Source organism: Amycolatopsis jejuensis (assembly GCF_000717335.1).
Classification (GTDB): domain Bacteria; phylum Actinomycetota; class Actinomycetes; order Mycobacteriales; family Pseudonocardiaceae; genus Amycolatopsis; species Amycolatopsis jejuensis.
Genome location: NZ_JNYZ01000015.1, coordinates 17,861 through 38,531, shown reverse-complemented (window position 1 = coordinate 38,531; position 20,671 = coordinate 17,861). Strand labels below are relative to the sequence as shown.

The following is a 20,671-nucleotide window of genomic DNA, read 5'->3' as shown; positions in this document are numbered from 1 at the left end:
TGCAGATGCTTACCAGCTTTCCGTCGCGGCTCAAGCAACTCGCTCGCGACCGGCCGAGTGACCGGGCGGTGACCGTCGTGGATGCCGGCGGCGCGCGGGAAACCTTGACGTGGAACGAATTCGGGCAGCAGGTCAGCGGGGTGAGCCGGCTGCTCAGCGGGTCCGGCGTTCGCGAAGGGTCCTTCGTGGTGATCGGGCTGGGCAACTGTGCCGAATCCATCGCAGCGGCCTGGGCGACCTGGTCGCTGGGAGCGGTGGCGTTGCCGGCGAACCCGGACCTCACGGTCCCGGAGCGCGCCCGGATCCTCGGCCTTGCCGCTCCGCGCGCCGTCCTCGCCGACTGGCCGGTGGACAACGCCATTCCCCGGACCGCCATTGCCGCCGCTCGTTCCGATCTCGAAGGCCTGCCCGAACCGGCCCCCTGCACTGGCAAGGCCATCATGTCGGGTGGCTCCACCGGAGCTCCGAAGCTGATCGTCGACACGACACCGTGGGCGTTCGACCCGGCCGGCCCGCTCGGCCCGCTCGGACCACGCATTCACTTCGATGTCGCGAAGTCGTCGCTGGTGCCCGGCCCGCTGCAGCACAACCTCGGATTCGCGTGGACCCACCTCGCCTTGTTCGCCGGCCAGGCCGTCACGGTCATGAAGAAGTTCAGTCCCCTGCAGGTGCTCGACCTGATCGAGCGGGACCACCTCGAGTTCATCACCATGGTGCCGACCATGATGCAGCGGGTCCTGCGCTGCCCCCAGGCGGCCGGACGTGATCTGTCCTCGCTGCGCGCGGTCGTGCATTCGGGGGCGAAGTGCCCGGACTGGGTCAAGCACGGCTGGCTGCAGCTCGTCGGACCGGAGAAGGTGTTCGAGGCATTCGGCTCGACCGAAGGGCTCGCCGGGAGCATCATCCGCGGCGACGAATGGTTGCAGCACCAGGGAAGCGTCGGCAAACCGGCGCCAGGGCAGCTCCTCGTCCTCGATCACGACGGCAGGCCCTGCCCGCCGGGGACGGTGGGCACGATCCACGCGCGCACGGGTGACTCGCCACCCTTCGAGTACCTCGGCGCTTCCACCGAACAGTCCCGGAGCGGTTACACCACGCTCGGCGACCTCGGCTGGCTGGACGGCGACGGCTACCTGTTCATCGCCGACCGCCGCGTCGACCTGATCATCACCGGAGGAATCAACGTGTACCCATCCGAGGTCGAAGCAGTGCTGAGTGAGCATCCGTCGGTTGCCGACGTCGTGGTGGTCGGTGTTGCCGACGAGGAATGGGGGAGCCGGGTGCACGCGGTCGTCGAAGCGGCACCGGGCGACGCCCGTCCGTCCGCCACGGAGCTGATCGCGTGGTGCCGGGAGCGGCTGTCGAAACACAAGGTACCGAAGACTTTCGAGTTCCGTGCGTCGCTGCCGCGGGACGGCGCGGGGAAGATCCGCCGCGGGGCCGTTGCCGAGGGGAGGACGTCATGAGCGGCGGCAGGCTGGCCGGCCGGGTGGCGATCGTGACCGGCAGCGGCCGGGGGCTGGGGCGCGCGCACGCACTGGAACTGGCCCGGCACGGCGCCGCCGTCGTCGTCAACGATGTGGAAGCGGCCGTCGACGGCACCCGGGACGACGCAGCTCCGGCGGCGGGGGCACAGGTCGTGGAGGAAATCCGCCGCAACGGCGGCCGGGCGGCGTTGAGCGGACATGACGTCGCGGACTGGCCGCAGGCGCTCGAGATGATCGACCTGGCGGTGCACGAGTTCGGCGATCTGCACGTGCTGGTGAACAATGCCGGCATCGTGCGTGATCGTGCGCTCGTGACCATGGCCGAATCGGACTGGGACGAGGTGGTGCGCGTCCATCTCAAGGGGCACGCAGCGCCCACCCACCACGCGATGAACTATTGGCGCGAGCAGGCCAAGAACAACCGGAGGCAGGACCGCAGCGTCGTGATGACCAGTTCGCTGGCGGCCTTCGTCGGGAATTTCGGGCAGGCGAACTACTCTTCCGCGAAGCTGGCCGTACTGGGGTTGTCCCATGCGGTCGCGATCGAGGGGGAGCGCTACGGGGTCCGGTCGAACACAGTCTCGCCGGCCGGGCGCACCCGCATCGCCGCCACCGTGCAGGGTGCCGAGGACGCGATGCGGCCGGAGCCCGGGAAGTTCGACCAGTACGACCCGGCGAATGTGTCCCCGCTGATCGCCTGGCTCGCCGATGCGCGGTGCCCGGCACAAGGTCAGGTGTATCAGGTGGTCGGGCGGGAACTTGCCGTCACGTCGCTGCCGGTTCCGAGGCACCGGCTCACGGCGGCCGGACGCTGGGATCTCGACCGCCTCGATGCCGAGCTTCCCGGCAAGCTGATCGCGCCGTCCGTGATGACGGACTGGTTCACGCCGGACGGCGGGGGTGACCATGGATGAAGGGCCGGCCGGTGCCTACCGGCGTGCCGAATCGCTGCTGCCCCGGAATTTTCGCAACCTCATTTTCTCCGACACCGTGCAGCCCGTCTGGCTGTCCGGTACGGACGACTTCTGCTACACCGTGCGCGAAGCAGCGGGTGACGCGGTCTATCGCGTCGATTCACGGACGCGGCAGCGGACCGGCGTGCTGCTGCCCGGTCAGCTGCCCCGTCCGGAAGGGACCGCACCGGGCGCTCCGCCGCGGATCGGCGATGTCGTCTGCGATGGCGCGACGATCGCGTTCACAGTGGGCGGTCGGCGTTTTCGCTGGAATCCCGCGACCGCCGCGCTGCAGGATCGCCCTGCTCCCGAGGTACGCCGGCCGGGTGAGCTGCTGTCTCCGGATCGGACGCTGGCTGCCTACGTCGACGATCACAACCTGTGGGTCCGGGACACGCGCACTGATACCGGACGGCAAGTGACCTTTGACGGCACCGCGGAGGTGCCTTACGCCATCGGCCCGGACGCGTCGACGCCGAACGCATTGGCCCAGCGGCACGCCCTGCCGCTGCCACCCGTCCTGCTCTGGTTGCCGGACTCCCGCCGGGTCGTCACCCACCGCCTGCACCAAGACGGGATGCGGGATGCGTACCTGAGCCAGTCATCGCCTCCGGACGGGTCAGGGCCGCGCCGGCACCACTACCGCTACGCACATCCCGGCGACGCGGTGGTGGCCCGAGCGGAACTTCTCGTCGTCGACATGGCAACCGGTGCCACGACCCCGGTGTCGCGAGCGCCGATCGACTGCCCCTGGGCGACCCCGCTGCAGACCGGCAGCCTGTGGCGCCAGCCAGGCCGGGACAGCGTTTACCACGTCGACCAATCACGAAGCGGCGATCGCGCGACGTTGCTGGCCATCGACCCGGACACGGGTGCGGTGACCACTCTCTTCGAAGAGACGTCCGAAGATTACGTCCAGACGCATCCCGAGTTCTGCCATCGCCCCAATGTGCACGTCTTGGCCAATGGAGACGTGCTGTGGTGGTCCGAACGAAGCGGATGGGGTCAGCTGTATCTGGTGCGCGACGGCCGGGTGGAGCGCGCGGTCACGGCCGGCGCCTGGCTGGTGCGAGACCTCGTCGGAGTCGACGAGACACGTCAGCACGTCTATTTCACCGGCGCGGGCCGGGAAAACGGCCTCGACCCCTATGCCCGGCAGTTCTACCGGGTGCACCTGGCCACCGGGGTCGTCGACCGGCTGACGCACGACACCCTCGACCACGACGTGATCGCCGCCCCGTCCGGCCGTTTCTTCATCGACGTCCGATCGGACTGGAAGACGCCACCGGCGACCCGGCTGCTCGACGAAAACGGGCGGGACACGCTCGACCTCGCGACGGCCGACGTCACGGCGCTGCGCGCGGCCGGCTGGTCACCACCCGAGCGGTTCAGCGTCATGGCGGCTGATGGCGAGACGAAACTGTACGGGCTGCTGTACCTCCCCGGCGAGGGCGCGGAGAAGTTGCCGGTGCTCGACGACATCTACCCCGGTCCGCAACATCTCGCCGCGCCGTACCGATTCCCGAGCGCGACAGCGCGGTGGCCCAGTGCTCACGCTGCCTCGATGGCGGCGCTGGGTTTCGCCGTGATGGTGGTCGATGCCCGCGGTACGCCGTTGCGATCGCGGGCGATGCAGCGGGCCGGCCGGGGGCTGGCGGCAGCGGAACCCCACCTGAGCGACCACGTCGCTGCTTTGCGGCAGCTGGCCGGCCGCTATCCCCGGTTGGACCTCGGCAACGTCGGAATCCACGGTGTCTCCGGCGGCGGTTATGCGGCGGCGCGCGCGATCCTGGAATATCCGGACACCTATCACGCCGCCGTGTCCATTGCGGGCAATCACGATGAGCGCTATTACAATGCGCTCTGGGGTGAGCGTTTCGTGGGCAGCCCCGGAACAGTGGACTACTTCGCGCGAAGCAATGCGGCGCTGGCGAGCCGGTTGCAGGGGCGGCTGCTGCTGGTGCACGGCGAAATGGACGACAACGTGTACCCGGATCTCACGATGAGGTTCGTGAAGGCCCTGATCGACGCAGGCAAGGACTTCGATTTCCTTCTCCTGCCCAACACTGATCATTCGCTGCTCGAAACCGAAGACTATTGGGTGCGCAGGAGGTGGGACTACTTCGTCCGGAATCTGCGGAAGGAATCTCCGCCGGGTCATGTGATGAGCTCGAAACGGCCGTTGCGTGACGCTGCGATGGAAGTGCTGTACGGCGAATCTCGGTGAGTTCCCTGAATTGAATGTCTGGAGTCGGCAATGATCGGTTTCATCGGTGCGGGAAGTATGGCGACGGCGATGGCACGGGGATGGGGCGGACCCGTGCTCGCCAGCGACAGTGGTTCCGGGCGAGCGGCGGCGCTCGTCGAAGAGCTCGGGGGAGAGGCGTTCCGGGACAATGCCGCACTGGCCGCGGCGGCCGAGGTGCTCGTGCTCGCACATCGGCCAGGGCAGCTCCGGGAGATCGCCGCTTCGGTGGATGCCGCCGGAAAAATGGTGATTTCGGTACTGGGGCCGACCACCACCGGCGAACTGCGGGCGGCGTATCCGGAATCCACCGTGGTGCGGACCATGCCGAATACGGCCGTGCAAATGCGCCGCGGCGTGATCGCGGTTGCCGAGGGCGGCGAGGCGGCGACCGAGCTGCTGTCCGGTCTCGGGCGGGTCGTCGTCCTGCCGGAGCACCAGATGAACCTCGCCACCGCAACAAGTGGCGTGATGCCCGCGTATATCGCGCTGGTTGCCGAGGCGGCAATCGATGCATCGATGTGTTACGGACTGCCGGAGCGGGAAGCCACCGAAATGTTCCTGCACACTCTGGCGGGCACCGCAGAACTCCTTCTGTCGCGAGGAGGCGACACCATCGCAGCCCGGCGCGAGGTCGCTTCGCCCGGAGAGTCGACTGTGCGCGGGGTCGCGATGCTGGAGCGTCGCGGACTTCGATCGGCATTCAACGATGCCGCCCGCGCCGTGCTCGAACGGCTGGAGCAGCCGTACCCGGATCCGGCAACCAGGTAGCCTCCTTCGCCGCAGCCGACAGCGTCGCCATTGTCGCGAAATTGCCGAAGGGGAAGACTGTTGACTGGTTTGGTGTTCCGGGGCGGTACCGTCTGTGATCCGGGTACTGGGTTGTTTGAGGTCGCCGATGTTCTGGTCAGTGGCGGTCGGGTGGGGGCAGTCGGCGCAGATCTTGTGGTGCCCGAAGACAGTGTGGTGGTGGATGTGTCCGGGCTGGTGGTCGGGCCTGGGTTCGTCGATGTGCACAGTCATGTGGATTCGGTGGCCGGGCATCGGTTGCAGGCGATGGACGGGGTGTGTACCGCGCTGGAGCTCGAAGCCGGCGCGATGCGGGTCGAGCGAGCCTACTCCGCGGCGGCGGCGAGTGGGCGGCCGTTGCATTACGGGTATTCGGCGTCGTGGGGGAGTGCCCGGTTCCTGGCGCACACCGGGGTCGAGCCGTCGGGGACATTGGCGCTGGTGGGTGAGTCGCGGTGGCAGCGCTCGTCCACCGGTGCCGAGCGTCGCCGGTGGTTGTCGCTGCTGGAGGACGAGCTGGCCGTGGGTGGGCTGGGGATCGGGGTTTTGCAGGGGTATGCGCCGCGGACCGACCCTGGTGAGTTCCTGGACGTCGCCCGGCTGGCCGCCCGGGCCGGCGTGCCGGTGTTCACCCATGTCCGTGAGCTGGTCGAGGCCGATCCGACTACGCCGATCGACGGGTCGGGTGAGGTCGTTCGTGCGGCGGTGGAGGCGGGTGCGGCGATGCATCATTGTCACGTCAACAGCACGTCACGTCGTTATGTCGACCGGGTGCTCGGTGCGCTCGATGAGGCCCGTCGTGACGGGTTGCAGGTCACGGTGGAGGCGTATCCGTACGGTTTCGGTTCCACCGCGATCGGCGCGTTTTTCCTTGCTCCGGAACGGCTGGCCGTGTCCGGTTTGGCTCCGTCCGACCTGGTTGTCGTGGACACTGGGGAACGTATCGCCGATGTGTCCCGGTTGCGGGAGATCCGTGTGCAGGATCCGGCCACGCAGTGTCTGGTGCATTTTCTGGATGAGCGGGACGAGGCCGACAACGCGAGGTTGCTTCGTGCGCTGGCGTTCCCGGACAGCATTGTCGCCAGTGATGCGATGTGGCTGACCTGGCCGGACGGGTCGCACGAGAGTGATGAGTGGCCGTTGCCGCCGGGTGCGCGGACCCATCCGCGCACGGCGGGGACGTTCGCGAAGGCGTGGCGGCTGATGGTCCGTGAACAGAAGCGGTGGAGTTGGCTGGAGGCGTTCCGGCGCTGTTCCTACTTGCCGGCGAGGGTCCTCGACGGGATCTGCGCAGCGGCCAGGCGCAAGGGCCATCTCGGGGTCGGCGCCGACGCCGACATCGTCGTCCTGGACCCGGCGACGATCACCGACCGGGCCACGGTCACCGACCCCACGCGCCCGTCGTCGGGCATCCGCCACCTGCTCGTCGCCGGAACACCGGTCGTCACCGACGGGCAGTTGGATCCCGGCGTCCTCCCCGGACAGCCGATCCGCGCCGGATGAATCGTGTGTGCTTCCCCCCCGGGATCCCGCCGTGCGTACGAAAAGTTCGTCCCCGTTCGCCTGCTCGCCACAGACTGTCGGATGCCGCGGGTGGAAATGCAACGGCTGTACGACATTGGCAAGCCGTACTACGGCTTTCACGCGCGCCGAAGTACGCATCGTTCCCCCGGACGCGCCCCACCCGGTGGGGTCCAGGCTGCGGGTCACAAGATACAGGCACTTCATCGCGGCTAGCTCGGTGGGGAAATGCCCACGCGCGCGGATCGCCCGCCGATAGCGGGCGTTCAGTGATTCGATCGCTTTCGTCGAACAGATTACGCGCCGTCTTCCCCCAATTTCTCGTCGCGGTCGCCCAACGCGACGGCTGTCGCATGGGGTTGGGCGCAATATGGATGGGTCTGATATCCCGTTTGATCGCATCCCCATGATGCCGAGCCGCGAACCGGAGCGTATTCCTGACAAGGTGAACAATGCAGGGTTGGACAATGGTGTACGTCCACCCGTTCGCCACCGTTTCCTGCGGGCCCTCGATGCCATCGCACACCAGGAAGAACACGTCCCGTACCCCAGGGTACTTCCGGCCGACCGGGACGCCCTGAAACTTCGCATCCTCGCCGCCGACACCCATCCACAGGCCCAACACGTCTTTACCACCGTCCACGGCAGACCGGGCGATTGGCACCCGGCCGCCCGTGGACCTTGACGGCATCGACGAACACCCGCCACGTGGATCGGGCCGAGCGGGCGGCTGACCCATTCCTGCATCTCAGCGACAACGTTGCCGGTGATCCGCGAGATCGTCTCCCTGCTCGCCGACGGCCCCATACATCTCACCGACATGCGCGGAGATCTCCCCGGTCGTCATCCCCTTTCGCACACCATGCCAGCACGATCCGGTCCACCTCGGCAAACCGCCACTGCCGCTTCTTCACGATCCGGGCCCGAACATGGTTTCCCGCTCCCGCGGCACCTCAACCCGCGCCTCACCGGCCACGTCCGAGACCACCACCTTCGACCACATCCCGTTCCGGACATCGGTCGATTCCCGATCCAGGCAAGCCTGGTTCTTCTCATGACCGAGATGCTCGGTCGTTTCCTCGTTCAACACCCGTTTCCAGCACACTCTTCGTGAACAACTTCAGCAGACCATCCGGGCAGGCAACGCCAACCCCGTGCCTTCGCCCCGGCCACCATCGGCGCCGCAGTGGCCTGCTCCGGAGACTGCTCCCGTCACGCTTGCGTGGATTCACCAGCTACCACGTCATCACCCACAGTGCCCATCTCGCCAGACCCCAGCCCGGCGCGCCGGGCCGGAAACACCGATGCTGAAGCAGTCCCCGCCTCGCGTCACTCACTGTGTGGAGCAGGCAATCGAGAGCCTCGCTCTGGTGACCTCTGGTGGCCGGCCTTATTTATGCTCGCAGAGACATGAATCGGTATCAAAGATGTAATGGACTGATATCAATCGACGCCGTAAGTTCCCCAGACGAAGAACTGCACCGTTCCGCGGCTGCTGGAGCGGCCTAGTGCCACCTTGGCGAAGGAGATGCAGAATGACGGCGATCAAGCGATCGTTCCGCGTTGTCGTGGTGGCGCTGGCCATCGCGGTGGGGCTCACCGCCTGTGGTGACGGCACCGGCAGCAAGGCAGGCGATGAGAAGATCAAGGTCGGCTGGCAGTACAGCACCCAGATGCCCTTGATGGCAGTACGGATCCTGGGCTTGGAAGGGAAGTCCGGGCTGTCGATCGAGTGGACGCGTTTCGACAACGGTCCGGCGACCTTTCCCGCTCTGGCCCGCGGCGACGTGGACATTGCCCATATGGGCGCAGGCGCTGCGATCACGGCGATCGAGAACGGGTTGGATGTCACGATCATCGGCGTCGGACAGGAGTTCACGAAGGCCGAAGGTCTCATCGCCCGAAGCGGCTCGGGGATCTCGTCGACCGGCGGACTGAAGGGCAAGAGGGTCGGGGTGGTCGCCGGCTCGAGCGGCTACTTCGGCCTCACGAAGGTGCTGGAGTCCGAGAGCCTCAAGATCGATGACGTCAAGGTCGTCAACATGCAGTTCGCGCAGATGGTCCCTGCGTTCGAGGCCGGTGACGTGGACGCGGTCTACGTGGCGGAACCGTACCGCTCCCGCATCTTGGCAGCGGGTGGCACCCAGTTGCTCTCGACCGCCGACCTCGATGACGTGGCAGTGTCCACGGCCGACACCAGCCCGTGGGTCGTCCGTACGTCGTTCTTGGCCGAGCATCCGGGCGCGGTCGCAGAGTTCATCCGGCTCAACGAGTCGGCCCGCCAGAAATATGAGTCGGACGCCGAAATTGCGACTCGCGTCAATGAGAAGGTTGCTTCCGAACTGAACATGACGGCCGATCAGGTCAAGACCATCGCCTCGTTTGCGGTCTTCCCCAGCCTTGCGGACCAGTCGGACAAGAGCAACTTCTTCGCGGTCGCCGGCTCGAAGGCATCGCCGTACGTGGAATCCCTGACGCGCCTCGCCAAGTTGCAGGTCGATTTCGGTTCGCTCAAGGCGGTCCCCGATGTCGCGGGGCGGGTGGATGGAAGCGTGATCGAGGCTGCGTCTCATGCTCCGGGCAAGGCAGGCAACCAGTGATGGCTGCCGATTCAGCACTCGAGAAGCAGACCGCGGGAATTCGGATAGCCGGAGTGAGTCACAGTTATCGGGAGCGCGGGGGAGATCCGCGACCGGTCCTCCAGCGAATCGACCTCGATATCGAGCCGGGCGAGTTCGTCAGCTTGCTCGGTCCGAGCGGATGTGGGAAGACGACCCTGCTGAACATCATCGGCGGATTCGTCCGGCCGACGGAGGGCGAGGTCGTCGCTGGCAAGAAGCGAGTCGAGGAGCCGGGTGCCGACCGTGCCGTGGTTTTCCAGAGTTATGCACTCCTTCCGTGGTATACGGCAGTGGAAAACGTGGAGCTGGGTCTCCGGTTTCAAGGGGCCGATCGAAATTCCAGGAGAGCGGCGGCGTTGGATTGCCTGGAGATGGTGCATCTCCACCACGCCGCGGGCAAGTATCCCCACGAGCTCTCGGGTGGCATGAAGCAGCGGATCGCGATCGCGCGCGCGATCGCGACCAAGGCTCCGATCCTGCTGATGGATGAGCCTTTCGGAGCGCTGGACGCGTTGACCCGAAGTTCTTTGCAGGACGAATTGCTGCGGATTACTCGAGAGGCGAAGCGGACGGTTGTATTCGTGACCCATTCTGTTGATGAGTCAGTCCTCTTGTCCGACCGGATATGTGTGATGGGGGCAAACCCCGGGCGCCTGGAGAGCATCGTCAAGGTCGAACGTGGCGGCATCGACAGGTTGGGGAGAGAAGCTCCGGAGTTCTTCGAGCAGGTGGCGCACCTGCTACCCATGATCAAGGCGAGCGTAGAAGGTGGCGTTGATGAGTAGTGGTCAGCTCGAGCGCCGAGCGGCTGCGGGCGGCGACGATCTCGGCCGGCGAAGCGGAAGTGGCCGGCGTTCCGCGGCCTCCCGCCTCGGCCGGCGCATAGCGCGGCGCCCCGGTATCGGCATTGGCCTGTCCTCGGTGATCATCGGTCTGGTGGTGTGGAGCCTGCTGAGCCATCTGGAGGTCTTGCCCGGACGCTGGGTTCCGTCTCCTGGGGAGATCCTCGAGGAGTTCGTGTACCTGGTGAAGAACGGGTACAACAGCATTCCGCTGGCAGAGCACGTCGGCATGTCACTGCGCCGAACCACGATCGGCTTCATGCTGGGTGCGGGTCTCGGCATTCCCCTCGGGCTGGTCATCGGGCAAAGCCGGGTTTTCGGCTCCGCAGTCTATCCGTACTTCGCGATCCTACGACCGATCCCGGCCATCGCTCTGATCCCGATCATCATCTTGTTCAGCGGGATCGGCGAGCTGAGCAAGGTGCTGGTGATCTTCTCTGCAAGCTTTCTCTACATCACCCCGACGGTGGCGGATGGTGCCCGCCAGCTCCGGGTCGAGTGGGTGCACGCCTGCCAGAGCCTGGGTGCCTCCCGGCGCCAGCTCATCCGGCACGTTTACCTCCCGGGGTCCATGCCGTTCATCATGACCGGTCTCAAGATCGGAGCAACCATCAGCTGGTCCGCGGTCGTCGCGGCCGAATTGATTGCCGCTCGCTCAGGCCTCGGAAGCATGGTGATGGATGCGGCGACCTTCTATCGTGTTTCCGACGTGTATGTCGGCGTCGCGCTGATCGGGCTGATCGGATTCTTGCTCCAGCTGATGATCAGCATCGCCGAACGGCGGATTCTGCATTGGGCAGGTAAGGCGTAGGAAGGTTCGCTCCTCCGCTTTCCGCAACAGCGGACGTGTTTCGTCGCCGACGTATTGCCCCTCCGGAGCGTTACCGCCCACCAAATGGAAGTGAATCACCGCGAGATGCCTAAGAAGCGAGTTGCCGTTGTTCAGACCGGAGTGACCTTGGGGGAACCTCAAGAGAATGCCGGCAAGTGCTTGTCCTATCTGGAGTCGGCCCGATCACGTGGTGTCGATCTGCTGGTCTTTCCAGAGGCGATGTTGACCGGATACGTGGTGGACCGGGCCGAGGAGCTTTCGTCGATCGGGCTGTCGCTCGACGCGGATCCGCTACGCCGGTTGATCGCGGCGACGAGGAGCGCAGGCCCATCGATCCTGGTGGGACTGATCGAGTCTTCAGCGGACCAGTACTTCAATTCCGTGGTGGGTATCGAGAACGGCGATCTGGCCACGGTCTACCGAAAGGCTCACCTGCCCTACCTCGGCGCTGACCGATTCGTTGCTCGTGGAACGGAGCCCCCGTCTGTGGTGGAGCTGTCCGGAGTGCGGGTCGGCATCGGGATCTGCTACGACCTGCGCTTTCCGGAGTGGTCGAGGTCGCTGGCCCTCGGCGGCGCGCAGTTGCTTGCCTTCCCGACGAACTGGCCGGCCACGGGGGCTGCGGCGCCGGAGATCCTTCCTCGTTGCAGAGCCTATGAGAATCAGGTCTATCTGGCCGTCGCCAACAGGAACGACGCGGAGCGCGGTACCGAGTTCGTCGGTCGCTCGCAGATCGTCGCTCCCGACGGAGAGGTGCTCGCCGATGCCGGGAACGGTGAGGGACTGTGGGAGGCGCTGATCGACCTGTCACAGGCAGATGGCGCACGAATCGTGGTCGAGCCGGGCAAAGTGGAGATTGATCCACGCCGCGACCGACGACCTGAACTCTATGCAGATCACCGGCTGGGAGTTCGCGGCGAGGTGGCTCCGTGATGGCGAGCTCCGCCCCGTACGTGGAGACGGTCAATGGCCCGGTCCCGGTCGAGGCTCTCGGCGCCGTTCTGCCGCATGAGCATCTCCAGATCGATCTTGTCAAGGAATGGCGCGGCAATGGCGCGGTGAACAACTTCGATCTCGCTGTGGGCGAGTTGAACGCGGCCAGGTCCGCTGGTTGCCGGACAGTCGTGGACTGCACGACTGCGCAGATCGGGCGTGATCCCCGGGTACTCAAGCGGCTGTCGGATGCAGCAGGTGTCCACGTGGTGATGGGCACGGGGCATTATCGCGAGCCGTACATCGAGAACTACCGGGTCAACGCCCTGACTGCCCGCGACCTTGCCGACGAGATGGTCGCCGAGCTGCGCGACGGGGTGCGTGATACTGGAATCCGGCCCGGCGTGATCGGCGAGGTCGGGTGCGAGGGAGCGGTTCCGACCGCGGTCGAGGAGCGGGCGCTCCGCGCTGCAGCGTTGGCGGCGCTGACCACTGATACGACGATCACCACCCACGCGGCGCGGCATCCGGTCGGCTTCGAGCAACTCCGGCTGTTCCGGCAGGAAGGCGTGAGACCAGGGAGGGTGATCATCGGCCATTGCAGCACCGTCCACGACGTCAGCTACCACCGGGAGCTTGCCGAAGCAGGTTGCTTCGTCCAGTTCGACACGGTGCGCGGACTCAGTGACTTCGACGATGGAAACACCGCGGACTACGTCCTGCGCCTTGCCGAAGACGGATTCCTGAACCAGGTGCTTCTTTCTCAGGACGTCTGTCTTCGGAGCCATCTGACGGCGTACGGCGGCAACGGATACGGCTTCCTGTTCACTCACTTTTTGCCCAGGTTGCGTGACCGGGGGCTCACTGAAGACGACCTGCGAACTCTCACGGTCGAGAACCCGGCCCGCGCGCTGGCAAGAGGTCCGGTCGACCGGGCGGGCGCGTTCGCCCCTGCTGATGACCTTCCGAATGACATGGAGAACCACCAGTGAGACCGCTCGACGAGGTAGTGAACAAGTGGCGCCGGATCGCAAGCGGGGACGTCGACTGGCGCAATGGCAGGACCACTCGCTACATCTACTTTGCCGACGACGAGCTCGAAGAGATCGCCCGGCAGGCGTACGGCGAGTTCATGTCCCACAATGCGTTGAGCGCGACGGCATTCCCGAGCGTCGCGGAGTTCGAGGCACAGCTGCTCCGCTTTGCCGGCCGGCTGCTCGGAAATGCGGAAGCTGTCGGCTCGGTAAGTTCGGGTGGCACCGAGTCCATCATTCTGGCCGTCAAGACAGCACGGGACTGGGCACGGAAGACGCGCGCGATCGAGAACGGATCGATCGTTTTGCCGTACTCGGCGCATCCGGCATTCGACAAGGCCGCGCATCTGCTGGGCCTCCGAGCCGAGCGGGTGCCACTCACCGCCGGATTCCGAGCGGATGTCGCTTCGATGACTGATGCAGTCAAGGACGACTGCATCCTGGTGGTGGGCTCCGCGATGTGCTGGCCGTTCGGGACCATTGATCCGATCGTGGAACTCGGGCGGCTGGCTCTTGATGCTGATGTCCCGTTGCACGTCGACGCATGCGCGGGCGGCTTCTTGCTGCCCTTCGTCGACGAGCTGAGTGAGTGCAGGTGGGGGCTGGAAGTGCCGGGGGTGGCTTCGATCTCGGCGGATCTCCACAAGTACGGTTATGCCGGGAAGGGCGTCTCCACCATCCTGTACAACGACGTCGAGTACGCAAGTTTCCAGCCTTTCTCCCTGCCTTCGTCAGGCTGGCCCGGTGGTGCCTACCGGACGCCGACGCTGGCGGGAACTCGGCCGGGTGGTCCCATCGCGTCCGCCTGGGCAGTCGTGGAGGCATTGGAGCACGACGGGTTCCGTGCCCTGGCGGCGAAGACGATGGCGGCCTCTCGCGCATGGCAGCGTGGCATTGGCGAGATCGGTGGCTTGGAAATCCTCGGACAGCCGCCGGGATCGATTTTCGCCTACCGCGCGACTGGTCTGGATACGATGGCTGTCGGTGACGAACTACAGGCCCGTGGATGGCAGGTAGGTCGCCAGCAAGCGCCCCGCTCGATCCAGATCGCAGTCAATCCACCACATCTGGCCGTGACCGACGACTACCTGCGCGATCTGGCTGAATCGGTGGCCGCCGTACGCAGTTCCGGCGCGGTCTCCTCGACGAGCGCGACGTACGCATGAGCGAGGCGGATGAGATGGTCGAACCGGCCGCGCGACGCGCCGGGCGCACGCCCGAGGAGGAGATCGAGGCGCTTCAGCGGCGCTACTCGGATCTTTGTGATGAGGGATACCCCGGAACCCTGATCGCCGACCTCTTCGTGGCCGATGGCATCTGGGAGAATCATCCCAATGGACAGGCCTTTGAAGGGCGAAGGGCCATCGCCGAGCATTTCTCGGATGGGTCGCAGCGATTCCCCTGGGCCGTGCACATCAACGTGCCCCGCTGGGTGGAAGTAGACGATTCCGGTGATTTTGCCACGGGTGAGTGGTTCCTGATCATGCCGTGTGCACAAATGACGGCAGAGGGGCTCGCTGGGGGACTCTACGTCGGCAAGTACCACAACGACTTCGTTCGGATTGACGGTTGCTGGATGTTCGAACGCCTTCGAATTACCTTTGAGCTGATGGCACCTAATTCGGCCGATTGGGCACAGCATCGATTCTCCTTGCTGGATGCGCCTGGGCCAAGGCTGCAGGTCGGCAAATCTGGCGCGGATCCGGATCGCCGATGATGTCTGTTGTCGAGCGGTTGTCGGCTGAAGCCGCGATTGGCAAGGTGATGTATGAGTATGCTGCCGCATGCGATACGGGATACCATGGAGACGTCGTTGCGTCGCTCTTCGAAGCTGACGGCGAATGGGTGAGCTCCAGAGGGTTTCATCTGCGTGGCCGGGCCGAGATTGCCGCTCACATTACGATGTCTGGTCTGGAGCGCTTCGCATGGGCGGCCCATCACCTCTCCAATGGTGCCGTCGAGTTCACCGCCCCCGGCCAGGCGACCGGGAAGTGGCTGCTCCTCCAGCACTCCCGGATGCGAAAAGATGACCTGTTTACCGTCGCACACGGAAGTTACCTGGTCGGTTTCCGTTGCTCCACGAGTGGCTGGAAGATTCGAAAGCTCTACTTGCGTGTGGACTCGATCCTCGAGGTCAATGCAACACGGTATGGAACTGCATTGTAGGTAGCTCTCGGGGCTGAACCATCAATCTGCTGGAGACGGTGCTGCTACTCTGAAGGGTTGGAGAACATGAGTTCGGGTAGAATCCGCAGGTTTTGTGGTGCGTTGACCGCAATGGCTTTGGTTGTCGTTGTTGCCGGCTGTTCCGGCGGGAATGATGCGGGTGAGTCGCCGGAGATCCGAGCAGGATGGCAGTATACCTATGACATGCCACTCAACCTGGTCCGAAAGCTGAACCTCGTCGATCCCAAAGACGGCGTCGTTTCATGGACTCGTTTCGAGAGTGGTCCGGCGATCTTTCCGGCGTTGTCCAATGGGGACATCGACGTGGCGATGATGGGAGCGGGGGCGGCCATCACGGCCATGTCAAACGGTCTGGAGGTGAGCATCGTGGGAGTGAGTCAGGTGATCTCCGCCAATGAGGGACTGGTTACGCGGCCTGATTCAGGGATTGCGGATGCTCGTGGACTGCGGGGAAAGAAGATTGGTGTGACAGTCGGCTCCAGTGGTTACCTGGGGCTGATAAATCTTCTTGAAGCAAACGGAATGACCATCGAAGATGTCACGGTCGTCAATATCGGATTCGCTCAGACGGTTCCGGCATTCAGCAGTGGTGACATCGACGCCGCATTCATCCCCGAACCCTATCGGGCCCGGTTGATCGAGGACGGCGGCAGGATGTTGACCACGACGGCTGACATCGGTTCGGTTCCTGCAGAGATGGCGTCGACCACCGTCTGGATTGCCAGGAACGAGTTCGTGAAATCGAATCCCCGTGGGCTTGCCGCCTTCCTGCAGGCGAATGAGCGTGGGCGCGCCATGTGGGAGCAAGGCGATCGCGATGTGGACGGCGTCCTTGCGGCTGTCGCCGGGGAGTTGGAAACGACCGTGGAGAAGGCGCGCACACTCGCCCGCGCGGTCGAGTTTCCGTCAGTCCCCCAGCTCTTGTCGGCGGAGAAGTTCTACTCGTTCGGGCCGGGGGCTGCCGCTGACTCGAATCTCGTGCGCAGCCTGACAGAACTGGCCGAGGTTCAGGTCGGGTTCGGGCAGTTGAAGTCGGTGCCGTCGATTGCGGACTTCGTGGATGTGCAGGCCATGCAGGAACTTGGCAGGGCAACGAAGTCTGGCTGACGGCCAGTTGTTCTCGCCGTGGGCGGCAAGTCGGATTCCCTTACCGTCGCCGGATAGTTCCGCACCTGGTCGAGCTGGTGGTCGCACCCGCGGTCGCTCGGTCAACCAGGCGGCCGCCCCGATACCCGGGGCGAGGAACGCGGCTTCCGATCGGGGAGGGGCCAGCTGAGCGCGGTAGCCGTGTCATTGCGCCGCCGCGGGCAGTGCTCGTCCTGGATCGACGGATTTCCCCGTGCCGAGCGGACGTGCCAGGCGACCTCGGCCGGACCGTTCTCGTCGACCGCGGTCACCATCAGATCGTCGCCGTGGGACCAGACCCAGGATGCGGGAATCGACCAGCGGGGGTGGCATCGAATTGCCACACCCCCTTTTGACCGAGACGGGGCTGTCCCAGTCGCCGCAGCGGAACGGGTTGCGGGGCAACGGTTGCAGCCGTTCCTCGACGAGCGCCTCGACCGGGCGGAGGTGGGTCTCTCGATACGGCCGGTTGTCGACCTGCTCGCAGAACTCGCGGCAGGCGGCCTTCAGATCGCCGAAGCTGTCGTGGGCGTCGAGCAGGTTGGTGTCGGTTGGGTCAGATCCCGCCTTCGCGATCCGCACCGACGCCTCCGCGTCGCCCTGGTCGCGGACCGTGATCGAGGCGATGGGCCGACTGCCGCCGTTTTTTCGTTTCTGTCAACGCATACGTCCGCCGACAAGTCAGCTCGGCTAGCCGGAACCTCAACCTGGCCGCTGACACCAGCCGCGGACGACGTGGGATCGTGACAGCGGTGATCTCGTCAGGCGCTGCAGCCCCCATCGGCCGTTGCGGTCCCGGAGATGATTGACTACTGTCCAATCATCTATGGACCCCACGTTCTCGCAGCTCCGCGCGTTTGTGTGCCTGGCGGAGGAGCTCCACTTGGGCAAGGCTGCGGCACGGTTGCACACCTCGCAGCCTTCGCTGTCGCACATGCTCAAGAAACTTGAGGCGAACGTTGGTTTCGTCCTTCTCGACCGCACCACTCGGCGCGTGTCGCTGACGACCGCAGGCGAGGCCTACGCAGCCGACATCCGGCGATGTCTGGAGTCGTTGGACCGGGCGCAGAGACACGCTGGTCGTCTCGCTACCGGCGCAGGAAGCATCCTGTCGGTGGGCTACATCGAACCAGCCGCCTTTGACCTGCTTCCCGGCGCGCTGGCGGCGTTTCGAAAGGAGATGCCGGACGTCGAACTAGAGCTGTACGAGATGCATGCCCGTGAACAACTCGCAGCACTGCGCCGTGGAGAACTCGACTGCGCCGTCCTTCGTGCCCCCGTCGACGACCCCGAACTGTGCCACGCGCGGGTGCACATTGACCGGTGCGTACTAGCTGTTTCGTCGAACTATGTCGTCGAGTCCAAGGCCGTCTCCCTGACGGAAGTAGCCGACCGGCGGTTCATCGTCTACGCGGCGAGAACTGGAACCGGTTTGCTCAAAGCCACCCTTGATGCTTGTGAGCACGCTGGCTTCACACCCGAGATTGGCCAAGAGGCGACCAGTACGCCGATGCTGCTCGCGCTGGTGGCGGCAGGTGAGGGCGTCGCAGTCATCTCCAAAGCTCTGTCGATCATCCCCAGGCCGGGCGTGCAGTTCCTGGATATCGCCGGCAAGCCGGTGTTGTCCGACGTGCTTCTCGTATGGCGCAGAGGTGAAGAGACCCGTGCGGTCTCTGCCTTGCTGAAATGCTTTCGAGAGGTCGGCGAGGCGTAACCAGCGCCGGTGGATTCGTCCTCGCCATTGCGGCTGCCCAGGCGCGTCGACGCTGATCTTCGAAAGTACGGCCTGCGCAGGGGTTCGGGTGATACTTCGCCGGTGGAGCTGCGGCCTCACCGGACAGGGTGCGTCGGTAACCGACCTCTGCCCCCGTGCTTCCGTGACGGCGGCGTCGCCGTGGCCCGACGCGGCGAGAAGCCGATGAAGATGTCGCCGCCAGCCGCGCGCAGCAGACTCGCGCATGGTGAATTGTGGCTGGCGGATGGCGAGAGGCCATGGTCGTCGTCGCCGCGCCCATCGACTGGTGGCCAGCAAGCTCCGCCGCGGCGAAGGAAGTACGCGAGGGCGAGCCCGGCCGCACTCGAGCCACAGACCGGCACCTTCTTGCTGATCATGCTGCCACCGTGCCGCAAAACAAACAGTGCTCGTCCGGGATCGGCAGTACGATGCGCGTCCTGCAGGGCTTCCAGATCGAATAGTTTGGCCGGTCTTCGAGCCGGGATCCGGCATCTGGAGCAGGGCCACCGGTGGCCGAGCAGCCCGCGATCAGGACCACAACGAGAGTTGCCGCCCTGCCGTCGGTACGCGCCTGTTTGTGCCTTCTCGACCTGCCGATCACAAGACAACGACATACTCGTGCGGCCCACTCGGCGGTCGACGAACTCGGGCAATAGAGCCGCGGCGCATTACTGCGCCGCAGCTCGACGAGCGGGACAGAGGGCCGCAATGATTTCGTCGGCCATCGGCCTTGCCGCGTCCTGCGCGGGCAGTACGAGTGACCGCGGAAAAAAGTCCCCCAGGTCGACGCCGAGGCTGAATGCGCGGATTTCGATTCCGTCGAATTCGGCGTGATCCGCGGCGCGGCGCAGGTCGGTTTCCAGGAATCCGGTCGCGTTGTGGGCGGCGGTGGCGCTGTCGGCCGGGCTGCCGTCGGAAAGCACCAGCATGATCCGGCGCTGGGCGCCGCTCGCGTGAGCGCGCGACGCAGCCCATCGGACGGCCTCCCCGCCAAGGCCTTCCCGGAACAGGTCGGCTTTGAACAAGCAGGCGAGACCATACCGGGACCGCCGCCACGACTGGTTCTGGCTTTTGAAGACCAGGTGCAGCCGGTCGTTGAGCCGCCCGGGGTCGGCGGGCCGGCCTGCCCCGGCCCAGTCGCGCGCCGCGCGGCCGCCGTTCCAGCCGCCGGTGGAGAAGCCGAGCACCTCGGTGCTGACCCCGAGTTCGTCCAGTACCCGGGTCAGCGAGTCGACGAGGACTGCGGTCACCGGAACGTGCTGCTTCATCGAGCCGGAGCAGTCGAGCAGGAACGTGACCGAGACGTCGACCTTCGCGGTGGTGGCTTCGGCGCGGAAGAGACGCGTCTCGGCAGGAGAAGTGATCAGACTGGTGAGGCGCCTGCCGTCGAGGTGACCGCTTTCCAGACCGTGGTCCCATCCTCCGGTGGCCGGGATCGCGAGCGCGACGGCGAGATCGCGGCGCAGTTTGGCGCGATTCATCCGGGCGCGGTGGACCAGGTTGTCGAGCCGATGCCGGAATTCGTTCCGCTGTGCGGGCCGGACGAGATCAACCGCTTCCTGCTCCCGGTCGTGGGCGGTGGTGAAGATCCGGTATTCGTCCACTTCGGACTCGGGAAGGCCGGCGTCTGCCGTGGACATCCCGGTGTCCTCCGTTGCGGAGCCGTGGAGCAACGAGGCGAGCGCGCGTTGCCCGGCGGACCGGGCGCGGCGCGGGCGTCCGGCCGGGGTGCCGAGCAGGCCCGCGATCCCGGCGGCGAATTCCGCGGCCAGTGGTGCGAAGAGGGGTTGTTCGCGGCGTACTGCGGCGAGCTGGGAGATGCGGGGCCCGAATTCGGTGGCGAGCGCGGCCCGCATCGGCTCGGTGACTTCTTGGACGAGCGCGGGTACCCGGCATCGGGTGAGGTGTGACCAGGCCATGGCGGCGGTGGAGTGCAGCAGAAGGCCGGTGGTTGTCTGGATGAGGTCGTCAGCGGCGCCGAGCCAGTGTTCCATCCGGCGCGCCAGATTGGCGGCGGCGCCGGGTAGCCATTGTGGCACAAGGGATTCGACTCGGTATTGCTCGAGCTGGTCGAAAACGAGGCCGCCGACGACGTCGTCGGGGCGGTGCTCCCGGTGTACCGCGAGGTCGGTGTGCCGCAGCCGCAACGCCAGTCCGTCCGCTGCCCCGCGCAGGCATGGAAGATCGTCGTGCGCATCGACGCGCAGGTGCGGGGCCAGCATGGTGAGCGGGGTGCCGCCGCGATACGGCGCCCCGGCGCGGAAACGCACCTCGGGATCCTGCCCGATCGCCCGGACCGTGGTGGCCCGCAAGACATCGAGCCGGTGCGCCGCGCGGGCGGCAGCGCGATCGGTGAGCGCGTTCATT

General features: G+C 65.7%; 18 protein-coding genes and 1 pseudogene. 16 read left to right on the top strand and 3 right to left on the bottom strand.

The window, feature by feature from the left end:
* Nucleotides 1–5 precede the first annotated feature (5 nt).
* The 5 genes from OO71_RS22025 to OO71_RS22005 are packed head-to-tail and all read left to right on the top strand — an operon-like array spanning nt 6 to nt 6,977.
* Entirely contained in the window at nt 6–1,466 is a 1,461-nt protein-coding gene (locus tag OO71_RS22025; protein WP_033291738.1) for an AMP-binding protein, read from the top strand.
* Nucleotides 1,463–2,401, top strand: a complete 939-nt coding sequence (locus OO71_RS22020) for an SDR family NAD(P)-dependent oxidoreductase (RefSeq protein WP_051791858.1) — start codon at nt 1,463–1,465, stop codon at nt 2,399–2,401. The genes OO71_RS22025 and OO71_RS22020 overlap by 4 nt, the downstream gene beginning before the upstream one ends.
* Nucleotides 2,394–4,667 (top strand): S9 family peptidase, encoded by a 2,274-nt coding sequence (locus tag OO71_RS22015; protein WP_051791856.1) that lies wholly within the window; start codon nt 2,394–2,396, stop codon nt 4,665–4,667. Before OO71_RS22020 ends, OO71_RS22015 begins: the two co-directional genes overlap by 8 nt.
* Before the next feature lie 30 nt (nt 4,668–4,697).
* Nucleotides 4,698–5,456 (top strand): pyrroline-5-carboxylate reductase family protein, encoded by a 759-nt coding sequence (locus OO71_RS22010; RefSeq protein WP_051791853.1) that lies wholly within the window; start codon nt 4,698–4,700, stop codon nt 5,454–5,456.
* Nucleotides 5,457–5,516: 60 nt separating this feature from the next.
* Entirely contained in the window at nt 5,517–6,977 is a 1,461-nt protein-coding gene (locus OO71_RS22005) for an amidohydrolase family protein (RefSeq protein WP_425388696.1), read from the top strand.
* A gap of 204 nt (nt 6,978–7,181) precedes the next feature.
* Here the strand turns inward: OO71_RS22005 and OO71_RS53360 are convergent.
* Nucleotides 7,182–8,171: pseudogene (locus tag OO71_RS53360) on the bottom strand (IS256 family transposase); the annotation flags it as partial.
* A gap of 359 nt (nt 8,172–8,530) precedes the next feature.
* On the opposite strand from OO71_RS53360, the gene OO71_RS21995 reads away from it, so the two are divergent.
* From OO71_RS21995 to OO71_RS47590, 9 genes are all read left to right on the top strand, one after another.
* On the top strand, nt 8,531–9,595 hold the full coding sequence (locus OO71_RS21995) for an NrtA/SsuA/CpmA family ABC transporter substrate-binding protein (RefSeq protein ID WP_033291736.1): 1,065 nt from the start codon (nt 8,531–8,533) through the stop codon (nt 9,593–9,595).
* The gene (locus OO71_RS21990) at nt 9,595–10,401 is read left to right on the top strand and encodes an ABC transporter ATP-binding protein (RefSeq protein WP_033291735.1); all 807 of its coding nucleotides are present in this window, start codon (nt 9,595–9,597) and stop codon (nt 10,399–10,401) included. The genes OO71_RS21995 and OO71_RS21990 overlap by 1 nt, the downstream gene beginning before the upstream one ends.
* Nucleotides 10,394–11,269: an ABC transporter permease gene (locus OO71_RS21985; protein WP_084145141.1), complete on the top strand. Its 876-nt coding sequence runs from the start codon at nt 10,394–10,396 to the stop codon at nt 11,267–11,269. The genes OO71_RS21990 and OO71_RS21985 overlap by 8 nt, the downstream gene beginning before the upstream one ends.
* A gap of 84 nt (nt 11,270–11,353) precedes the next feature.
* Entirely contained in the window at nt 11,354–12,223 is an 870-nt protein-coding gene (locus OO71_RS21980) for a carbon-nitrogen hydrolase family protein (protein ID WP_084145139.1), read from the top strand.
* On the top strand, nt 12,223–13,215 hold the full coding sequence (locus OO71_RS21975; RefSeq protein ID WP_033291734.1) for a phosphotriesterase family protein: 993 nt from the start codon (nt 12,223–12,225) through the stop codon (nt 13,213–13,215). The genes OO71_RS21980 and OO71_RS21975 overlap by 1 nt, the downstream gene beginning before the upstream one ends.
* Entirely contained in the window at nt 13,212–14,423 is a 1,212-nt protein-coding gene (locus OO71_RS21970; protein ID WP_051791842.1) for a pyridoxal phosphate-dependent decarboxylase family protein, read from the top strand. Before OO71_RS21975 ends, OO71_RS21970 begins: the two co-directional genes overlap by 4 nt.
* Nucleotides 14,420–14,974 (top strand): nuclear transport factor 2 family protein, encoded by a 555-nt coding sequence (locus tag OO71_RS47600; protein WP_051791840.1) that lies wholly within the window; start codon nt 14,420–14,422, stop codon nt 14,972–14,974. Before OO71_RS21970 ends, OO71_RS47600 begins: the two co-directional genes overlap by 4 nt.
* The gene (locus OO71_RS47595; protein WP_162186092.1) at nt 14,974–15,423 is read left to right on the top strand and encodes a nuclear transport factor 2 family protein; all 450 of its coding nucleotides are present in this window, start codon (nt 14,974–14,976) and stop codon (nt 15,421–15,423) included. The genes OO71_RS47600 and OO71_RS47595 overlap by 1 nt, the downstream gene beginning before the upstream one ends.
* A 111-nt stretch (nt 15,424–15,534) precedes the next feature.
* Nucleotides 15,535–16,551, top strand: coding sequence for an NrtA/SsuA/CpmA family ABC transporter substrate-binding protein (locus OO71_RS47590; protein ID WP_162186091.1), 1,017 nt, complete (start codon nt 15,535–15,537; stop codon nt 16,549–16,551).
* A 183-nt stretch (nt 16,552–16,734) separates the two neighbouring features.
* On the opposite strand, the gene OO71_RS46550 is transcribed toward OO71_RS47590, so the two are convergent.
* On the bottom strand, nt 16,735–17,151 hold the full coding sequence (locus tag OO71_RS46550) for a hypothetical protein (protein ID WP_033291732.1): 417 nt from the start codon (nt 17,149–17,151) through the stop codon (nt 16,735–16,737).
* Nucleotides 17,152–17,395: 244 nt separating this feature from the next.
* On the opposite strand from OO71_RS46550, the gene OO71_RS21945 reads away from it, so the two are divergent.
* Together OO71_RS21945 and OO71_RS21940 are read left to right on the top strand one after the other, a co-directional pair.
* Nucleotides 17,396–18,283 carry a LysR family transcriptional regulator gene (locus OO71_RS21945; protein ID WP_033291731.1) on the top strand — a complete coding sequence of 296 codons (888 nt, stop codon included), beginning with the start codon at nt 17,396–17,398 and terminating at the stop codon, nt 18,281–18,283.
* Between the two features lie 278 nt (nt 18,284–18,561).
* On the top strand, nt 18,562–18,765 hold the full coding sequence (locus tag OO71_RS21940; RefSeq protein ID WP_033291730.1) for a hypothetical protein: 204 nt from the start codon (nt 18,562–18,564) through the stop codon (nt 18,763–18,765).
* Between the two features lie 207 nt (nt 18,766–18,972).
* Here OO71_RS21940 and OO71_RS21935 read toward each other — a convergent pair whose 3' ends face one another.
* Nucleotides 18,973–20,670, bottom strand: a complete 1,698-nt coding sequence (locus OO71_RS21935; protein WP_033291729.1) for a cobaltochelatase CobT-related protein — start codon at nt 20,668–20,670, stop codon at nt 18,973–18,975.
* Nucleotide 20,671 lies beyond the last annotated feature (1 nt).